This is a genomic window from Paenibacillus rhizoplanae, from assembly GCF_042684125.1.
GTDB lineage: Bacteria > Bacillota > Bacilli > Paenibacillales > Paenibacillaceae > Paenibacillus_AQ > Paenibacillus_AQ rhizoplanae.
The window spans coordinates 87,037-103,602 of record NZ_JBHUKY010000008.1; the positions used below are offsets into that span (position 1 = coordinate 87,037).

11 protein-coding genes are annotated in these 16,566 nt (G+C 49.8%); 8 read left to right on the plus strand and 3 right to left on the minus strand.

Annotated elements, in window-relative coordinates:
- Positions 1-38: 38 nt before the first annotated feature.
- From ACFSX3_RS02515 to ACFSX3_RS02535, 5 genes are all read left to right on the plus strand, one after another.
- On the plus strand, positions 39-2,483 hold the full coding sequence (locus tag ACFSX3_RS02515) for a glycoside hydrolase family 38 N-terminal domain-containing protein (RefSeq protein ID WP_209991087.1): 2,445 nt from the start codon (positions 39-41) through the stop codon (positions 2,481-2,483).
- A gap of 76 nt (positions 2,484-2,559) precedes the next feature.
- Positions 2,560-4,113 carry a response regulator gene (locus ACFSX3_RS02520; RefSeq protein ID WP_209991085.1) on the plus strand — a complete coding sequence of 518 codons (1,554 nt, stop codon included), beginning with the start codon at positions 2,560-2,562 and terminating at the stop codon, positions 4,111-4,113.
- Between the two features lie 375 nt (positions 4,114-4,488).
- Positions 4,489-4,920, plus strand: a complete 432-nt coding sequence (locus tag ACFSX3_RS02525; protein ID WP_209991083.1) for a MarR family winged helix-turn-helix transcriptional regulator — start codon at positions 4,489-4,491, stop codon at positions 4,918-4,920.
- Entirely contained in the window at positions 4,913-7,162 is a 2,250-nt protein-coding gene (locus tag ACFSX3_RS02530) for an ATP-binding cassette domain-containing protein (RefSeq protein WP_209991081.1), read from the plus strand. The genes ACFSX3_RS02525 and ACFSX3_RS02530 overlap by 8 nt, the downstream gene beginning before the upstream one ends.
- Positions 7,163-7,448: 286 nt before the next feature.
- Complete coding sequence (locus ACFSX3_RS02535; RefSeq protein WP_379256859.1) at positions 7,449-8,192, plus strand: class I SAM-dependent DNA methyltransferase; 744 nt, start codon at positions 7,449-7,451, stop codon at positions 8,190-8,192.
- 185 nt (positions 8,193-8,377) lie between these two features.
- Here ACFSX3_RS02535 and ACFSX3_RS02540 read toward each other — a convergent pair whose 3' ends face one another.
- The 3 genes from ACFSX3_RS02540 to ACFSX3_RS02550 all read right to left on the minus strand — a co-directional run bounded on the left by ACFSX3_RS02540 (position 8,378) and on the right by ACFSX3_RS02550 (position 12,155).
- The gene (locus ACFSX3_RS02540; protein ID WP_209991079.1) at positions 8,378-9,331 is read right to left on the minus strand and encodes an ROK family protein; all 954 of its coding nucleotides are present in this window, start codon (positions 9,329-9,331) and stop codon (positions 8,378-8,380) included.
- Positions 9,321-11,147: a class I mannose-6-phosphate isomerase gene (locus ACFSX3_RS02545; RefSeq protein WP_209991077.1), complete on the minus strand. Its 1,827-nt coding sequence runs from the start codon at positions 11,145-11,147 to the stop codon at positions 9,321-9,323. Before ACFSX3_RS02545 ends, ACFSX3_RS02540 begins: the two co-directional genes overlap by 11 nt.
- Positions 11,148-11,255: 108 nt before the next feature.
- Positions 11,256-12,155, minus strand: coding sequence for a helix-turn-helix domain-containing protein (locus ACFSX3_RS02550; RefSeq protein WP_209991075.1), 900 nt, complete (start codon positions 12,153-12,155; stop codon positions 11,256-11,258).
- Between the two features lie 80 nt (positions 12,156-12,235).
- On the opposite strand from ACFSX3_RS02550, the gene ACFSX3_RS02555 reads away from it, so the two are divergent.
- The 3 genes from ACFSX3_RS02555 to ACFSX3_RS02565 all read left to right on the plus strand — a co-directional run bounded on the left by ACFSX3_RS02555 (position 12,236) and on the right by ACFSX3_RS02565 (position 16,564).
- On the plus strand, positions 12,236-13,768 hold the full coding sequence (locus tag ACFSX3_RS02555; protein ID WP_209991073.1) for a helix-turn-helix domain-containing protein: 1,533 nt from the start codon (positions 12,236-12,238) through the stop codon (positions 13,766-13,768).
- Positions 13,769-13,979: 211 nt separating this feature from the next.
- Positions 13,980-15,677 (plus strand): extracellular solute-binding protein, encoded by a 1,698-nt coding sequence (locus tag ACFSX3_RS02560; protein WP_209991071.1) that lies wholly within the window; start codon positions 13,980-13,982, stop codon positions 15,675-15,677.
- Entirely contained in the window at positions 15,674-16,564 is an 891-nt protein-coding gene (locus ACFSX3_RS02565; protein ID WP_039297518.1) for an ABC transporter permease, read from the plus strand. Before ACFSX3_RS02560 ends, ACFSX3_RS02565 begins: the two co-directional genes overlap by 4 nt.
- Positions 16,565-16,566: the final 2 nt, after the last annotated feature.

The following is a 16,566-nucleotide window of genomic DNA, read 5'->3' on the forward strand; positions in this document are numbered from 1 at the left end:
TGTAAAAATAAAATGCCAAATTGATTGGAGAATCAAACATGAACAACAAGAAGAAATGGACGATTTATGTGATTCATCATTCTCATACGGATATTGGCTACACCGAGCGGCAAGAGAAGATTGAGCAATATCACGTGGACTTTATCAGGCAGGCCATTGCGATCTGCGAGGCGGCTCAGACGGAAGAGCGTAAGGAATGGGCGGGCTTCAAATGGACCTGCGAAACCTTCTGGGCCGTGGAGAAGTTTCTGGAGGAAGCCACGGAAGCAGAGAAGGAACAATTTGCAGCCGCGCTCAGACGCGGGGATATCGAGTTATCGGGCACCTACTTGAATATGACGGAGCTGATTAATTTCGAGCTGCTGGGCAGTATGCTTGCACGGGCAGGGCAATTCGCCCGGCCGCTGGGGCTTCAGGTGAAGTCGGCGATGACCGCGGATATTAACGGATACAGCTGGGGTTATGCACAGGCTCTGGCAGACGCAGGAGTCGAGAATCTGCTGTCTTCTATCCACACGCATCATGGAATGTTTGCCATCGGGCGCAAGCAGTTCCCTTTTTATTGGGAGACACCCAAAGGCAACCGCCTGCTGGTATGGAGCGGTGAGCATTACATGATGGGGAATGATCTGGGGATCAATCCGGACGGGGCGTTGTCTTATACCATCAAAGACGAAGATCCGGTATGGGGGATCTCTAAAGATCACTGGAAGCTGGCCGAGACCCGGATTGCCCGCTATCTGGATCAGCTGGAGAAGGAGCAGTATCCCTACGATTTCGTATTGGTGAATGTCATGGGGCTGCTGCGGGATAACTCGGCGCCGAATCCCGGAATCATGACCTTCATCAAGGAATGGAATCAGAAGCACGGGGACCGTGTAGAGATTGAAATGACAACGCTTAACCGGTACTTCGAGCTGTTGCGGCAGCAGGAGGCCGAGATTCCTGTCTATAGCGGTGACTGGCCGGACTGGTGGTCCGATGGCGTGGCTTCAACCGCGATGCACACCCAGATCTTCAGGAATGCCCAGCGGACCCTGGACGTTGTCAAGCGGCTGGACCAGGAGCGTAAGTTCGCGGTTTCAAGCGATATTGCCCAAGCAGAGCAGCAGTTAATGATGTATGCCGAGCATACCTGGGGATATCACTCCTCCATCTCGGAGCCCTGGCACATCATGGTGCAGGAGCTGGCCGTCCGCAAAGAGGCGTATGCCGCCAATGCCAGCAGACTAGTTCATGCCTCGCTGGATGCGGTACTGAAGGCGCGGGGCGATGTGCTGCTGCGGGCAGACCGGGCATTCACCTATAAAGTGATCAATTCCTTCGATTACCCCGTAGAGGATCTGGCTCATTTCTATCTGGAGGAGCAATGGGAAGCGGATTATTTCCGGCAGGGGCTTGAGGTGGTCGATGAGCAGAGCGGAGAAGTGGTCCACCATCAGCAGGAGAAGGTAAGCAGAGGATACCAGATTGCCGTCTTGGTCAAGCTGGGCGCGAAGGAAGAGAAGCGGTTCCGTATCCGGGAAGCCTCGAAGACCGTCCCGGTGACGACAAGCAGCACCCGTTTGCGGGGAGCCGACCGGATTCATGATATCCGGGATATCTTCCCTCCTGTGCAGGAGGAGAGCCCCCGGCTATTCATCACGGAGAATCATATTGAATCGCCTTATGTACGTATTGCGTGGAGAGCCGGAGAAGGCATCGTCTCCTGGATCGATAAGCAAACCGGCCAGGAATTCATTGATCCCCGCCAGACGCACGGAGCCTTCACACCGGTGTATGAAGTGACCCCCGGCGGCGGTGACGACCAGATGACCGTGCGGAGAATCATGGGCAGGAACCGCAAAGGCATGAATGTTCAGCGTTCGGAGGGTGTCCTCTCAGGCGTGAAGGAAATAACGAACGGGCCGGTGTACGGCATTATTGAATTGAAGTATCAGGTTCAAGGAATGAGCCACTATTCGTTATTCCTGAAGGTGTTCAAGGACCGGAAGAGAGTCGATGTCTCCGTCCGTATCCACAAGGATAGTGTGTGGGACCCGGAGAATGTGTACGTCGCCCTCCCCTTTCATGCAGGCGGCAGCAGTGAGCTGTGGTTCGAGAAGGCCGGGGCTGTCCTGAGGCCGGGAGTAGATCAGATCCCGGGCACCTGTACGGATTTCTATTGTATTCAGGAAGGGCTTGCGGTCATATCCCCTCAAGGCGGGCTGTCCATTGCCACCCCGGATACACCGCTGATGCAGACCGGACCTTTGGAATATGGCCCGAGGCTCGTGCAGGGCCAGCAGGAAGAGAATAGCCATACCTCGTTATATGCCTGGGTGCTGACCAATTACTGGGAGACGAACTTCAAGGCGACCCTCGGGGGATTCTACGAATTCCGGTATATGCTGCAATGGGGAAGCGAAGCGGGTACGGCAGAACAAGCTATTCAGTTGTGCCACAGTGCCAATGCAGGCACGGTTGCATTCAGAACCACATAAATTCCGGCGGGCATAAGAAGGGCTGAATCTTTTATAGAGGAGCCCTTTTTTTTGTTAAAAAAGGGAGGCGTGCGCTGTGTACCGTATTCTGATTGTGGATGACGAACGCATTGAGAGAGAGGGCATTCAGCAATTGATACAGGAGCACCATCTGGAGCTGGAGACACTCCTTGCGGCGAATGGCGAGATTGCGCTGGAGATCCTGCAGAAGCACAAGATTGATATTCTGATTACGGATATCAAGATGCCCTTTATGGACGGGCTGGAATTATCGGAGAAGGTCAGCAGCCTGGGCCTGGATATCGAAATGATCATTTTCAGCGCTTACCATGAGTTTGAATATGCAAGAAGAGCCTTGCGGACCAACATATCGAATTATTTGCTGAAGCCGGTTCATATCCCGGAGTTTCTCAGTGTGGTGAGCGAGGCGATCCAGGCCTGTGAAGACAAAGCGGCAGAGAAAATGCGGAACGAACAACTGGTGGAGGGTTATAACCGGGGACTTCTGTACGAGAAGGAAAAAATGCTGCTGGACTCCCTAAACGGCGTGAAAATAAATACGGAGGCATGGATGTCCCCGGAACTGCTGGAATATGTCCAACACAAGCATTGGCTGCATATGATTCTGGTGGATTGCCGCCGGAAGTTTTTTGATATTCACAATGATGAATTCATTAGGCTGTTACACGATAACCTCAGCTACGCCTTCGATTATGTCAACTTGAGCGAGCATCAAAGTATGCTGTTCATCAAGCACCCCCGCCCCATCCCCAAAGAGACGCTGCGGATGCTTGGAGACCAGATCATCCGCGCCACCGCCGGGAGCCTGGAGCTGAATGTGGGTCTGGTGATTGGGAGAGCGGTGAATCAGCCGGCACAGCTATATGATGCTTATACCGAGATGGAGCAGATGCTGGAATTCAAATTTTTCATGGATGAGTATACCCTTCTATTTGCCGATGAACCCTTTGAGCAAGCGGGCTTTGACGAGATCGAATTGAATCCGATTCTGGATAAGGTCTACCAGTGTCTGGAGTATAACGATTTTACCGGTGCGAAATACAGTATAGAGCTGCTGTTTACCTACCTGAGAACCAAGGGGCAATTCTCGTCCCTGTACACCAAGTTTATCTGTTCGGAAATTATGAAAAAGGTGGTGACGCGCGAGAAAAACCGTGAGACTGCGGAGATGAATCATTACCTGGAGCAAATTCATAAGACCGTTTCTCTTCAGGATCTGAAGGATCATATGTTTGCGATCCTGTCCCTCATGGAATCCGTCAGCGGAGCGAGCCCCAAGAAGGCCGCCAATCTTAAGCTGATCCGGACCATTACAGATGTAATCGACAAGGAATACGATCAGGATCTCTCTTTGGAAGGCATCGCGGAGAGGGTCTATTTGACCCCAAGTTATCTAAGCTATTTGTTCAAAAAGGAGACGGGCCAGAGTCTCATCCGTTACATCACGCAGGTGAGAATGGATAAAGCCGTTGAGCTGCTGAATACAACGAATATGAAGATCGTCGATATCTATAAGAAGCTGGGCTACAGAAGCTCGACCTATTTTATCCAGACCTTTCGGAATTACCATGGAGTCACTCCGGCCAAGTTCAGGGAAGGCTCTCCTTAGGGTAGATAACTCAACTTTCGCACCATAGATATCAATTGAATCCCTTGGGGCTGTAATGAGAATTTATTATCTATATACTTATTGACAAAAAACACCTTGCTTGTTTGGGTATCATGGAAGTGCGACCAACTGAAATAACACACATTGTTGAGCAGGCTATCGCAGCCTGCTCATTTTTTGGGTTCATATGTTGGAGTTGCAATGATCATAAATGGTATTGAGATGCTGGTTCAAAGAAAATACAATTTAAGAAATCCGGAAAGTTCAGCGTGTTTATAAAGTGGATTTTCTGGACAGTTCTTTGAATTAGGTCTTGTGATATTAGTACTACTATTATATAATTTCTAAACAGAAATTATATCCGGGGTGAAACTTATGAATTCGATAGATGATGTACTTAGAGATTTACAATGTGAGTTGGTAGCGGAAAGAAATAGAGTAAATCCGAAAGAAATCAGTTGGCTTCAATATGACATTTTACATCTATTATCTCAACAAAAATGGCAGCTTCCCTCTGAAATGAGTACTACTTTAGGAATTAGTCGGACGAAATTATCGAAAGCTCTAAAGGTACTCAAACTGATGGGTTATATTTCGCAGAAACCGAGTGGAAAAGATGGAAGAGAATTACTAACATTATTAACCGATGATGGACATGAACTATTGAATGGTATTGAGATAGGACATAATCAACTTTCGGCAGTTGCTAGTAAGCTATTTACAGAAGAAGAGCAGACGCAATTTGCAAAACTAGTAAACAAACTATCCAATGCCCTCAGATCAGATAGGATGAGAGTTCATGAATGATTTCATTTCTATAAAAGGAGCTAAGACGAACAATCTTAAAAATGTATCCATCAATATTCCTAAGCATAAGATCACTGTTATAACTGGTGTCTCAGGATCGGGTAAATCTTCTCTCGCTTTTGATACTTTAGCTGCAGAATCACAACGACTCCTAAACGAAACATATTCTAGTTACATTCAGCAGCTGCTACCTCGCTATAATCTGCCAATTGTAGACGAGATTAGAAATTTACCAGTCTCTATAGTTATTGATCAGAGGAAAATTGGCGGTAATGCTCGGTCTACTGTAGGTACAATCACTGATATTTATACTAGTCTCAGGTTATTGTTTTCAAGGATTGCCGAGCCATTTATCGGATATTCAATGGTCTACTCTTTTAATAATCCTCAAGGAATGTGTCCAATATGCAATGGTTTAGGAGAAACAAAACAAATCAATATAAAGCTACTAATCGATTTTGATAAATCGCTAAATGAAGGGGCGATAAACTTCCCTACCTTTCAACCAGGAGGATGGAGACTTACCAGATATACTGAGACAGGAAATTTTGATAATGATAAAAAGATATCCGACTACATGCAACAGGAATTAAATCTTCTTTTGTATGATACAGGCAGCACACCACATAATCCAACGAGTAAATGGCCAAAAACTTCGACTTATATCGGTGTTATCCCAAGAATAACAAAGAGCTTTGTAGAAAAAGAGGATGCTAAGTATACATCGGAGTTAGAAGATATCCTTGAAGTACAAGTTTGCCCTAAATGCCATGGAACAAGAGTTAATGAAACTGTAAAATCAGCAAAAATCAATGGAAAGTCCATTGCTGATTGTGTCACCATTCCTGCCTCTGAACTATTGGCATTCATTGAATCCATTGATAACCCTATCATAGAGGTCATCTTAGATGATTTGAGAAAAAAGCTGGAGAGCTTACAAACTGTTGGGCTAAATTATGTATCTCTCAATCGATCAACAAATACACTTTCTGGTGGTGAATCTCAGCGAATAAAGATGACGAAACACTTAAATAGTGCTCTTTCCGATATATTATATATTTTTGATGAGCCAAGTGTAGGACTTCATCCAGAGGACATTTCTGGAATTAATGAAATTATCAAAGGTTTGAAGAATAAAGGAAATACGATTGTCTTAGTAGACCATGATCCAGATATTATCAAAATTGCTGATCATATTATCAATGTAGGTGAAGGTGCGGGAGCTAAAGGCGGCAAGATCACATTTGAAGGATCATTTGAGGAATTACTGCAATCTGACACGATGACTGGAAATGCACTTTCTGAAACTCATTCAATAAATGAAGAAAAGCAGACCTTTAATTCCTATTACACATTAGATCATGTTAGTCTCCACAACGTTATAAATGCATCCGTAAAAATACCAAAGAATACATTAACCGTTGTAACTGGCGTTGCTGGATCTGGAAAGAGTACTTTGATTCGCTATCTTTTCATAAAAAAGTATCCGGATGCTAAAATTCTTGATCAAAGTCCTATACGTGGAAGTAATCGGTCAAATGTGCTCACCTATCTTAATGTTTTCGATAATATAAGAGACGTGTTTGCTAAACACTCTCACAACAATAACTCACTCTTTAGTTTTAATGGAACAGGGGCCTGCTCAGTTTGTAAAGGGAAAGGGTATATTAAATTAGATTTAGCCTACATGGGAGACGTTCAACAAGCTTGCGAAAAGTGTAATGGTAAAAGATATAATGATGAGGCTCTATCCGTTAAATGGCGGGGAATGAATATATACGATGTTCTTCAATTAACCGTTGGCGAAGCAAAAGAGTTATTTACAGATAATCAATTAAAACAAGTTATTAACGATCTCATAGACGTAAATCTTAGCTACATTAAATTAGGACAAAGTTTAGATACTTTCTCAGGTGGCGAGCTACAACGGTTAAAAATTGCAAAAACAATAAATCAAAATACTGGAAAATTATTGATCCTGGATGAACCAAGCACAGGACTTCACGAAGCAGATATCGATAATCTAATTGCACTATTTAACAAATTATTAGACAAAGATAGAACCTTGATTGTCTTAGAGCACAACCTGTCCATTATTAGCCAAGCACAATGGATCATTGATATGGGTTTAGGTGGTGGATCTTTAGGAGGAAAGGTCATTTTTCAAGGGTATCCTGCTGATCTACTAAATGTATCAAAATCATATACAGCAAAACACCTACGTAACTATGTAAAGATTTAATTTATCAGAACTCAACTTTCGCAGAGTCAAAATTGAGTTGACCCCAAGCCGGTGTTAAGGTGAAGCTGGTTTAAGTAACGATCTTGCCAACATAGAAAAACACCGCTTCATTTGGTAAAGTGAGATTCATCAAGGCGTACTTGCCGATTTCAGGCTGCGAAAGTTGAGTAGATAAGAATTGATTATATTAATTAATTACCAGCCAGATGATCCGGAAAACTATAAAATATAGATTGAACTTGAAAAATATACAGACAGGGAAAAGTGACGGAGGAGAATTGGAGGAATGACAATGATTGAACATAACAATCTTGAAGAATATCAGGACCCGGTAAATTACGATCTTGAGTTCGGCGGTGAAGAGGACAAATATCAGTTCTACCTTGAGCTTGCCAGATCAAATCCCGGGGAAGTGCTGGAGCTGGCTTGTGGTACAGGCTTAACAACAATCCCGCTGGCGAAAGCCGGCATTAAGATGACTGGGGTAGATATCTCTTCAGCGATGCTGGCCCATGCGCGGCTGAAGGCGGAAGGGTTGCCGGTTACTTTCATAGAAAGTGATGCCCGTACCTTTGAATCGGACAAGCGGTTTGCGATGATTTATTTGACCGGGAATGCCTTTCAGGCATTCTTAAGTGATCAAGACCAGATCGGGTTGCTCGCGACCGTTCACAAGCATCTGCAGCCGGGCGGAATCTTTGCCTTCGAGACCCGTAATCCCAAAGGCACGGAGTTAGCTGATGAAGAGGAGACCGGGTGGGGATCGTTCATAGATAAGGACGGGAATAACGTCAAGGTGTCAGGCACTCAATGCTACGATGCCAGCCGGCAGATCATGCATTGGGTCACTATTCGGGATTGGGGGAATAAGCGGACAACCTCACGGATTTCTTGCCGGTTTACGGATCAGGATGTGCTGCGTTCTTTATTAACCCGTCAGGGCTTCCGCATCGAGCATCAATATGCGGACTGGCATAAAACACCCTTCACACCGACAGCTTCATCAATCATTAGCGTTTGCCGCAAATGATCCAACTATTTCACGCTGTAACGATACCGGAAATAGTTGGATTTTGTACACTTGCTGATGGACGATGGAACCCTGCTGCGGAAGCAGTTGTATAAACAGCACTTAAATTCTCCGATTTCACCCCAAGCAGCGAAAACGCACAATAGCAGATATGCTTTTTCCACTTGCTTCCGTACATCCCTCGTCTATCCCCCGCTGAACATCCGGGCAATGCCCCGGAAGGTATAGGCGAGCACATGCTCCGCCGTGCGGACCGTCAGGGCTGGGGAGCATGACCTCTGCAAGCGGTCCAGCAAGGCTGGCCCGAACAGGTCATGGCTTCGGGAGATTTGCCCGCCCAGCATGATGAAGTCCGGCCGGTAGCCGTCCACGTAAGGCTGGAGCATCTCCCCGAGCCGGGCTCCGAATTCGGCGAATACCCCGCGCGCGGCAGCATTCCCCTCTCTGGCTTCAAGGGCAAGCTCCTTCACATCTAACTCTGCTCCCGGAAGCCCGGCCTCGCCAATCCCCGCTTCACGGGCCAGCTTCAGGATGCCTCTGCGGGAGAACCAATCATCCGCCCTGCCGTTATGATAAGGCTGGTCATACAGCCAGCCGTTCGGCGGGATGCCCGGACCGTATTCCATGATCCGCGAGCTGTCGATGAAGGCGGAGCCGAGCCCGGTTCCGAGCGTCAAGGCCATGAACCGCTCGCGCGGGAATTCCGCACTGACTCCCAGCGCAAACAGGCGGGCGTCATTCTCGAAGCGGATATCCATATCCGGCAGCGGGCCAGCCTCCCCGGAGCTGCCAGCGGACCAGCGTGCGCGTAAGGCTTGGCCCAGATTCAGCCCGTAGATCGCCTCGAATTTGCCAAGCCCCCGGATCAGACAGATCCCCTGCCTATAATCGAACGGGCCGGGAAAAGCCATCCCGATATGATAGCGGCAGTCCGTTACAGCGTCCCGGTACCTATGCTGATACAGGTCGTACTGAGCCTGAAAGATAGACATGAAATGGTCAAGGATCGTCTCCCGGTCCCGGTCAGCCAGGGCGGGGAACTCCATGTCACTGCCTTGCAGCGGAAGGCCGTCCTCCAGCACGCAGGTCTTAATAAAGGTTCCGCCCACATCCAGCGCGAGTACAATATCACGGCTCAAGGAGACTCACATCCCATGCTGCGGAGACACCGGCCTTGATCAGCTTGCAGGGGCCGGAACCGGTATTGACGATGGTGTATTCCCCTAGGACAGCCGGGAGAATATACGATTCCGCATAATGCAGCTCCACAAACACTTCCTCATCCGCAGCAGACACAATCCGCACGGCCTCTCCTTCAACGAGGTTATACATGGTCATTTCGCCGCGTGTATCGTCTTTCCAGGTATCCTTCAGGTGAACACGGTGGACATAGAACAGCAGATCGCTGCGCTGTCCCAGCACATACTCTTCATTCTCCCCTTGCTGCTGCACAAGCACCGGCGAAGGCATGAGCTGCTCTTCAACCCGGGCAGTCTTCTGCGTGAAGTCAATATTGTCGAAGGCGAAGTCGATGTTGATCGGCCGTGGTTTGCCGTCCAGGTCCTTGCGCAGAAAATCATAGATTTTGAAGGTGAACCACCAGGTGGTAGAGGAGATTTCCAGCACCAGATTGTCTTTGCCTGCGGAATGAACGGTTCCGGGCGGGATCAGGAACAGCTCGCCCTTCCGGGACTCATAACGGTTGATATAATCTGTAAGCGGTAGCGGAATGCCCGTCTCCTGGGCCTTCTGCACCTCATGGCGGAACTGCTCAGGTGTGCAGTCTTCAGTCAGTCCCAGATAGACCCCGGAATCCCCCTGCTGCTCCATGATGTAATAGGATTCCTGCTGGGCCATGAATTCATTGAACCGGCTGCGGATATAGTCCTGGGTAGGGTGGACCTGACAGGACAGATTGTCCCCGTCCATCGTGTCCAGATAGTTGAAGCGGATCGGGAAATAATCTCCGAATAAGCCGGTCAGACGTTCCCCCAGAATCGCCGGATGCTCCTGCTGCATGACCAGCAGAAACGGAATTTCCATCTCTTTGCCTTCATACCCTACAAGGATAGAATTCTCGGGGGCAATTGGCTCGAAGCTCCAGGCGCAGTTCACCCAATCCTCCGGCAGATCAGCCAGCTGTTTGAGGAATTGCCCGCCCCACACCCCCGGTGCATAAAAAGGCTTCACCCGCAGCGGCGCCCCGGCAATATCCGAGATCATCCGGCGCAGGGACGGCACGGCAGTCATGACCGGCTGCTTCGGCTGATTCAGGTCGAGGTAGTAGTCCATTTGATCCAGGATTTGTTTGCGGTAGGTTTCGAGAATGGGCCATTCCACAAACAGGGCGATTTTATATTTCTCCACGGCATCCCGGTTCCAGTTAAGGCCGAAACTCAGCAGCTCCTGCCGGTGGCCGGCCTGCTGGTATTCACGCGAGACATCCAGATATAAGGACAGATCGAACCGCCCCTCTCCAAGCCAGTAGGCCCCCGGGCCAAAAACCAGACAGAATGCAGCCGAATCCGTACCCGGCTCCGTCTCACTCAGCCTACGGGCGGCTTCTTCCCTGGCCCCGTCCCGGAAATAATCCTCTATACTGCCGTCAGTGAAATAGCCGAAGGCGCGGTTATCCGTAATATTGGCGGCAAAAAATTCCCGCAGCTCTTCGCCTGACTTGAGATAGCTGCCCGAACCGATGAGGGACACGGAATGACCCGCTTGCTCAAGCGCCTCCACAGTTTTTTGCAGAACAGCTTGAAACGGGGCACCGTGGGTTCCGTCCAAAGCTACATACAGCTTACCGCTTCCCTTCCCGCTGGCGAGCTGAAGCAGGGTAGCGGCAATCGCTGAATAGCCTTCCCGGATCACTGCGGGAGGAGCAGCCAAGGGGATGTCATCCTGAGGAACAGGAATAGGGCTGCGTACAAGGTTGACTGGTCGTTTAACAAACATGGGGAACTCACTCCTTCTAAGGGTTTACAACCATTGTAAGGAGTCCTTGCGGGATTATCTTTGAAGACGGCGTCTGATTTTTTGTACAATCCGGACATTTGCTGACGATTAGCTCTGGTTCTGTCTTCCGTCTGCAAATTGCGATCTGCGGAACCGGGCGGGGGAGACACCAAGCTGCTTGGTGAATACGCGGGTGAAATAGTGCACAGACTCGAAGCCGCAGCGTTCGGCGATGTCTTTGATGGGCAAGTCGGTGTGCAGCAGCCAATCCTTGGCTTGTTGGATTCTTCGTTCCTGAATATAATGGACGAAAGTCTGGCCCAGGCATGCCTGGAAGATCCTCGACAGATGGCGTGGAGAGATATCCAGTTCCAGGGCTACCTGGGCCATATGCAGCGGGGAGGACAGATTGTCGCGGATATAGCGCCTGGCCCGCTCCAAATGGCGGTGCTCCCCGCTGTCCTCCTTCATCGCCCCGGCCTGCAGATGGGGTTCGGAGGAGAACGCCTGCGGGAAGGAATGCAGCAGAGCAAGCGCCAGATGGTTCATCGGCAGCCGGGACACCGCCGCTTCGCTCTCGGCCAGGCTGAAGAGGGTCCGCCAGATTCGGGCAGAGAGTGCGGCAGCTTCTTGCGGGGCTATGGCCTGCCCTCCGGCGGCGAGTTCCTGAAACGGCTTGCGGCCGTCCGCAGAGCTTAAGGCTTCGTCGATTTCAAAGGCAATGAAGAACAGGACCAGCCCCTGCTCACTGCGGATCTGGTGCCAGATGCCCGGACGTGAGCAGAACAGGGTTCCCGGCTGGAGGGGGAAAAGCACATCGTCATCCTGGTAAGAGCCGGTGCCTTGCTGGACATAACAGACTTCAAAAAAAGAATGGCGGTGCAGGGAATTATTATAATGATTCGGCATGAAGCCCCAGTAATGAATATGAAATGAGGTTTGTCCGTCACTGATATTTGAGATATGCTGATTCAAAAGTGCATTGGCTTTGCGGTACGCCAGGCGCATGGCGGGACCTCCTCATGGTGTAGGCTTCATGAAATGATAACGTTTACTTATAATTCTATCAGACATCAGGAGGGAACTCTATGTTTACCATATTGATCGTGGATGATGAGAAAATTGAACGGGATGGCATCCGGGGGCTGATCGCTGACATGAACTACGAGCTGCGGACTATCGAAGCGGAGAACGGGGAGAAGGCGCTGGAGTATCTTCGTCTGAACCCGGTGGACATCCTGCTCACAGATATCAAAATGCCCTTCATGGGCGGTCTGGAGCTGGCGGAGCAGGCCAGCCTGGCGCAGCCCTCTCTGGAAATTATTATCTACAGTGCCTACGGGGAATTCGACTATGCCCGCCGGGCGCTCTATACCAATGCTTCCAGTTATCTGCTGAAGCCGATTGATATTGAGGAGTTCGCCGGGGTGATGTCAGGTGTGATACAGAAATGCGCAGATAAGGCCACCCAGCAGCGCCGCACTGCCGAGCTTATGCAGGGGTATCAAAAAGGTCTGGAGTACGAGAGGGAGAAGTGGCTGACCGATGTGCTGAACGGGGTACAGGTGATCACGGATGATGCCGCACTGCCGTTCGGAGGGCAGAAGGCCGCTCTGCTGCTGATTGATTTCAAGGAGCGTTTCTTTGACCGCAGCTACGAGGCATTTGAGCAGGCGGTGGAGCAGCTCACAGCCGGTGAATATGAGCTGCTGAACCTGAACGAATATCAAAGTGTGCTTATGATCCCTTGTCCAGGCAGCGGCGGACAAAAGAGGATCAGGGACATGAGTGAAGCGCTGGCGGAGCGGATCGCGGAACGCTTTTACCGGCATTGCTGCATCGTATATAGCCGCGTGATCTCCGATTGGCAGGAGGTTTCAGCGTGTTATGAGCAGATGGAGCAGACGCTGGACTACAAATTCTTTTTTGAGGATACGGTGGTGCTGTTTGCCGGTGATGACCTTGCTGGCCGTGTCCCTGAGTTTGTCAGCACAGAGACGCTGATGGCGGATATTAACCAATTCATTACCCATGGAGAATATGCAGGCGCTGCCAAAAGCATTGAGCTTCTGTTCAGCCATTTGAGCCGGAACGGCGGTTCTTCTGCGATATATGTCAAGTATCTGTGTTCGGACCTGGTGCGGAATGCGTTTGAACAGTCGGCCCGCAGGCAGAAGGCGGATTTCCAGCAAACGGTAGAGCGTATCTTCAAAAGCGATTCGATTCTAGAGGTGAAGCAAGTGCTGCTGCAGGCGCTCTCGGAAATAGAACCGGACAGCGGCCCTCCCGATGAGAGCAAACGCCATATTGTCCAGCAGGTCATCCGGATTGTGGAGAAGGATTTCAGGGAGGATATCAGTCTGGAGGTCATCGCCGGGCGCGTATCGCTTAATCCCAGCTACCTGAGCCATTTGTTCAAGAAAGAAACCGGGCAGAGCCTGATCAAATTCATCACTCAGCAGCGTCTGGAACGGGCACGGCATTTACTGGACAGCACCAATATGAAAATCGTCGATATCGCCGAACATGCCGGCTACTGGAGCTCCTCCTACTTCTGCCAGACCTTTAAAAAATATTACGGCATCAGTCCGCAGAAATATCGTGAAATACTGAACGAATAACGGCACCCAGGGGATGGGCAGCGGCCGGAAGTCCAAATGTTCACCGCAGTGACGATAAAGCTTCAAGTTTAAATCTTAAGTGCGTCTTATATAGCTTCCAAATTAATTGACGCGTATCCAAAGAATTTGGGATTTCGCTCCCTTCCAGGCTAATTTACAATTTAACTGTAAGCATGAAAGCGTTTTATAACAAAGTTTGGGAGGGGCATCTATGAGATTGAAGAGAATTCGTGTTATGGCTTTGCTGCTGTCCATGGTATTGGTGCTGGGAGTGCTGGCGGCCTGCGGAAGCAGTCCAAAGGAGGAGAAGGTAGCTGCGCCCGCCGGCAGTGAGTCCACGAATGCCGGAGGCAATGAACCATCCGCCACCGCCAAAGAGGACGATGGACCCTTCAGCAAATATGAAGAACCCGTTACCGTGTCTCTGGGGAGACAGGGCGTATCGGGGAATAACCTGCCGGCAGGAGATACGCTGGAGAATAACAAGTATCTGAAATATGTCGAGGACCGCCTGAACGTAAAGGTGAAATACGATTTCTCGGTGGAAGACCAGGATGCGTATAACCAGAAGGTTACCCTGGCAATCTCAAGCAATTCCCTGCCTGACATTCTGGTGGTGGATGAGCAGCAGTTCAAGAGAATGGCCAAAGCGGGTATGCTGGCCGATCTGACTGAATTATACGATCAATATGCCTCGCCGCTGATTAAGGATTATTACAACTCCTACACGGGAGACCGGGTACTGAACACCGGAAGAATCGACGGCAAGCTGATGGCGCTGCCTAATACCAACATTGACGGCAATTATCAGCTCCTGTGGATTCGCCAGGACTGGCTGAACAAGCTGAAGCTTGAGCTGCCTAGCACCATGGATGAGCTGAAGACTGTGATCAAAGCGTTCAAGGAGCAGGACCCTGACGGTAACGGAAAAGCGGATACCGTTGGTCTGCTTGGCGATAAATCAGTGGTCGCAGACGGCGGCTTCTTCACCTTCGATCCGATCTTCAATGCCAATCATGCCTATCCGAAGAACTGGTTCAAGGATGAGGGAGGAAACATCATCTACGGCTCCACGACTCCAGAGACCAAGCAGGCGCTCTCTGAGCTGAGAGAGATGTATGCGGACGGGTTGATCGACAAAGAGTTCCTGACCCGGAAGTACGAGGATAATGCCGGGCTGGTATCAGGCGGCCGGGCCGGTATCCTGTTCGCCCCCTGGTTCGGAGGCTGGGCGTTGTCTGATGCGGTGAAGGCCAACCCGGAAGCGGATTGGGTGCCGCTGGCTGTGCCGCTGGACGGGGAAGGCAAACGGAATATCGTGCCATCCACGCCGTCGGGAACCTTCATGGTGGTGAACAAGAAGGCGGAACACCCCGAAGCTGCCTTGAAAATGCTCAGCGTGGAGTATGAAGGCATCCGCCTCCTTGATTCTACAGCGCAGGAGCTGTATAAGGATCTGGGTGTAGGCTGGCTTAATTATCCGATTAATGTGCAGCTGGATTATCAGGATTCCCTGGCACGTGATGTTCCGATCTATGAGAAGGCGATTAAGGATAAGAAGCTGGACGATCTGCCGGCCCGCATCCTGCCGAGAGTCAAGGCGGTCTTGAAGAATAATGAGAATCCGAAAAAGGATATTCCCGCTTATGCCGATTCACTGGCCTTCTATACTGCCGCCTCCATCACCGGAGCGAAAGAAATTGTGAAGGTGGAGCCTGTGTTCTACGGCAAGACCGAAGCGATGCTTAAAAAGGGAGCCAATCTGGAAAAACTCGAAAACGAGACCTTTTTGAAAATCATTACCGGCACTTCTCCCCTTGAAGAATTCGACAAGTTCGTGAAGACCTGGAAGAGCATCGGAGGGGATGAAATCACCAAAGAGGTTGCTGAGGCAGTTGAGTCACCATGAGAAGCAGAGCTTCCATCTGGAATTACCACCTGATGCTGCTCCCCGGCATATTGCTGCTCATAGCATTCAGTGTAGTTCCGATGTTCGGAATTGTGATTGCCTTCCAGGACTTTCAGCCTACGCTGGGCATCTTCCACTCGGATTGGGTGGGCTGGGAGAATTTCGAGTATATGTTCAGCCTGCCGGACAGCAGGCTGATTCTCGGAAACACCCTGAGCATTGCACTCATGAAGATCATTGCCGGATTGACCGTTCCCTTTGTCTTTGCCCTGCTGTTCCATGAAGTAGCGAATATTAAATTCAAGCGCACCATCCAGACGATTGTCTACCTGCCGCATTTCATGTCCTGGGTTATTCTCTCAGGGGTGCTGATTAACCTGCTCAGTCTGGACGGCATTATCAATCAGATGATCCAGTGGTTCGGCGGCGATCCGATTATGTTCCTGCAGAGCAATCACTGGTTCCGCTTCGTGATCGTGTCTAGCGATGTGTGGAAGGAATTCGGCTTCAATACGATCATCTACATCGCTGCCCTGACTTCAATCAACACCAATCTGTACGAAGCAGCCGCCATTGATGGAGCGAACCGGTTCCAGCGGTTAACCAATATTACGATTCCGGGTCTGATGACCACGGTGATTCTGCTGGCGACCTTAAGCCTCGGCAATGTGCTGAATGCGGGCTTCGAGCAGATTCTCAACCTGTATAATCCGATTGTCTATGAGTCGGGGGATATCATTGATACTTATGTATACCGTTCAGGATTGCTTGAAATCCAGTATGGACTGGCAACAGCGGTAGGCCTGCTCAAATCGGTCGTAAGCTTTGTGCTGATTGCCGCTTCCTATGGTCTGGCTGCCCGCTTTGCCAACTACCGTATTTTCTGACA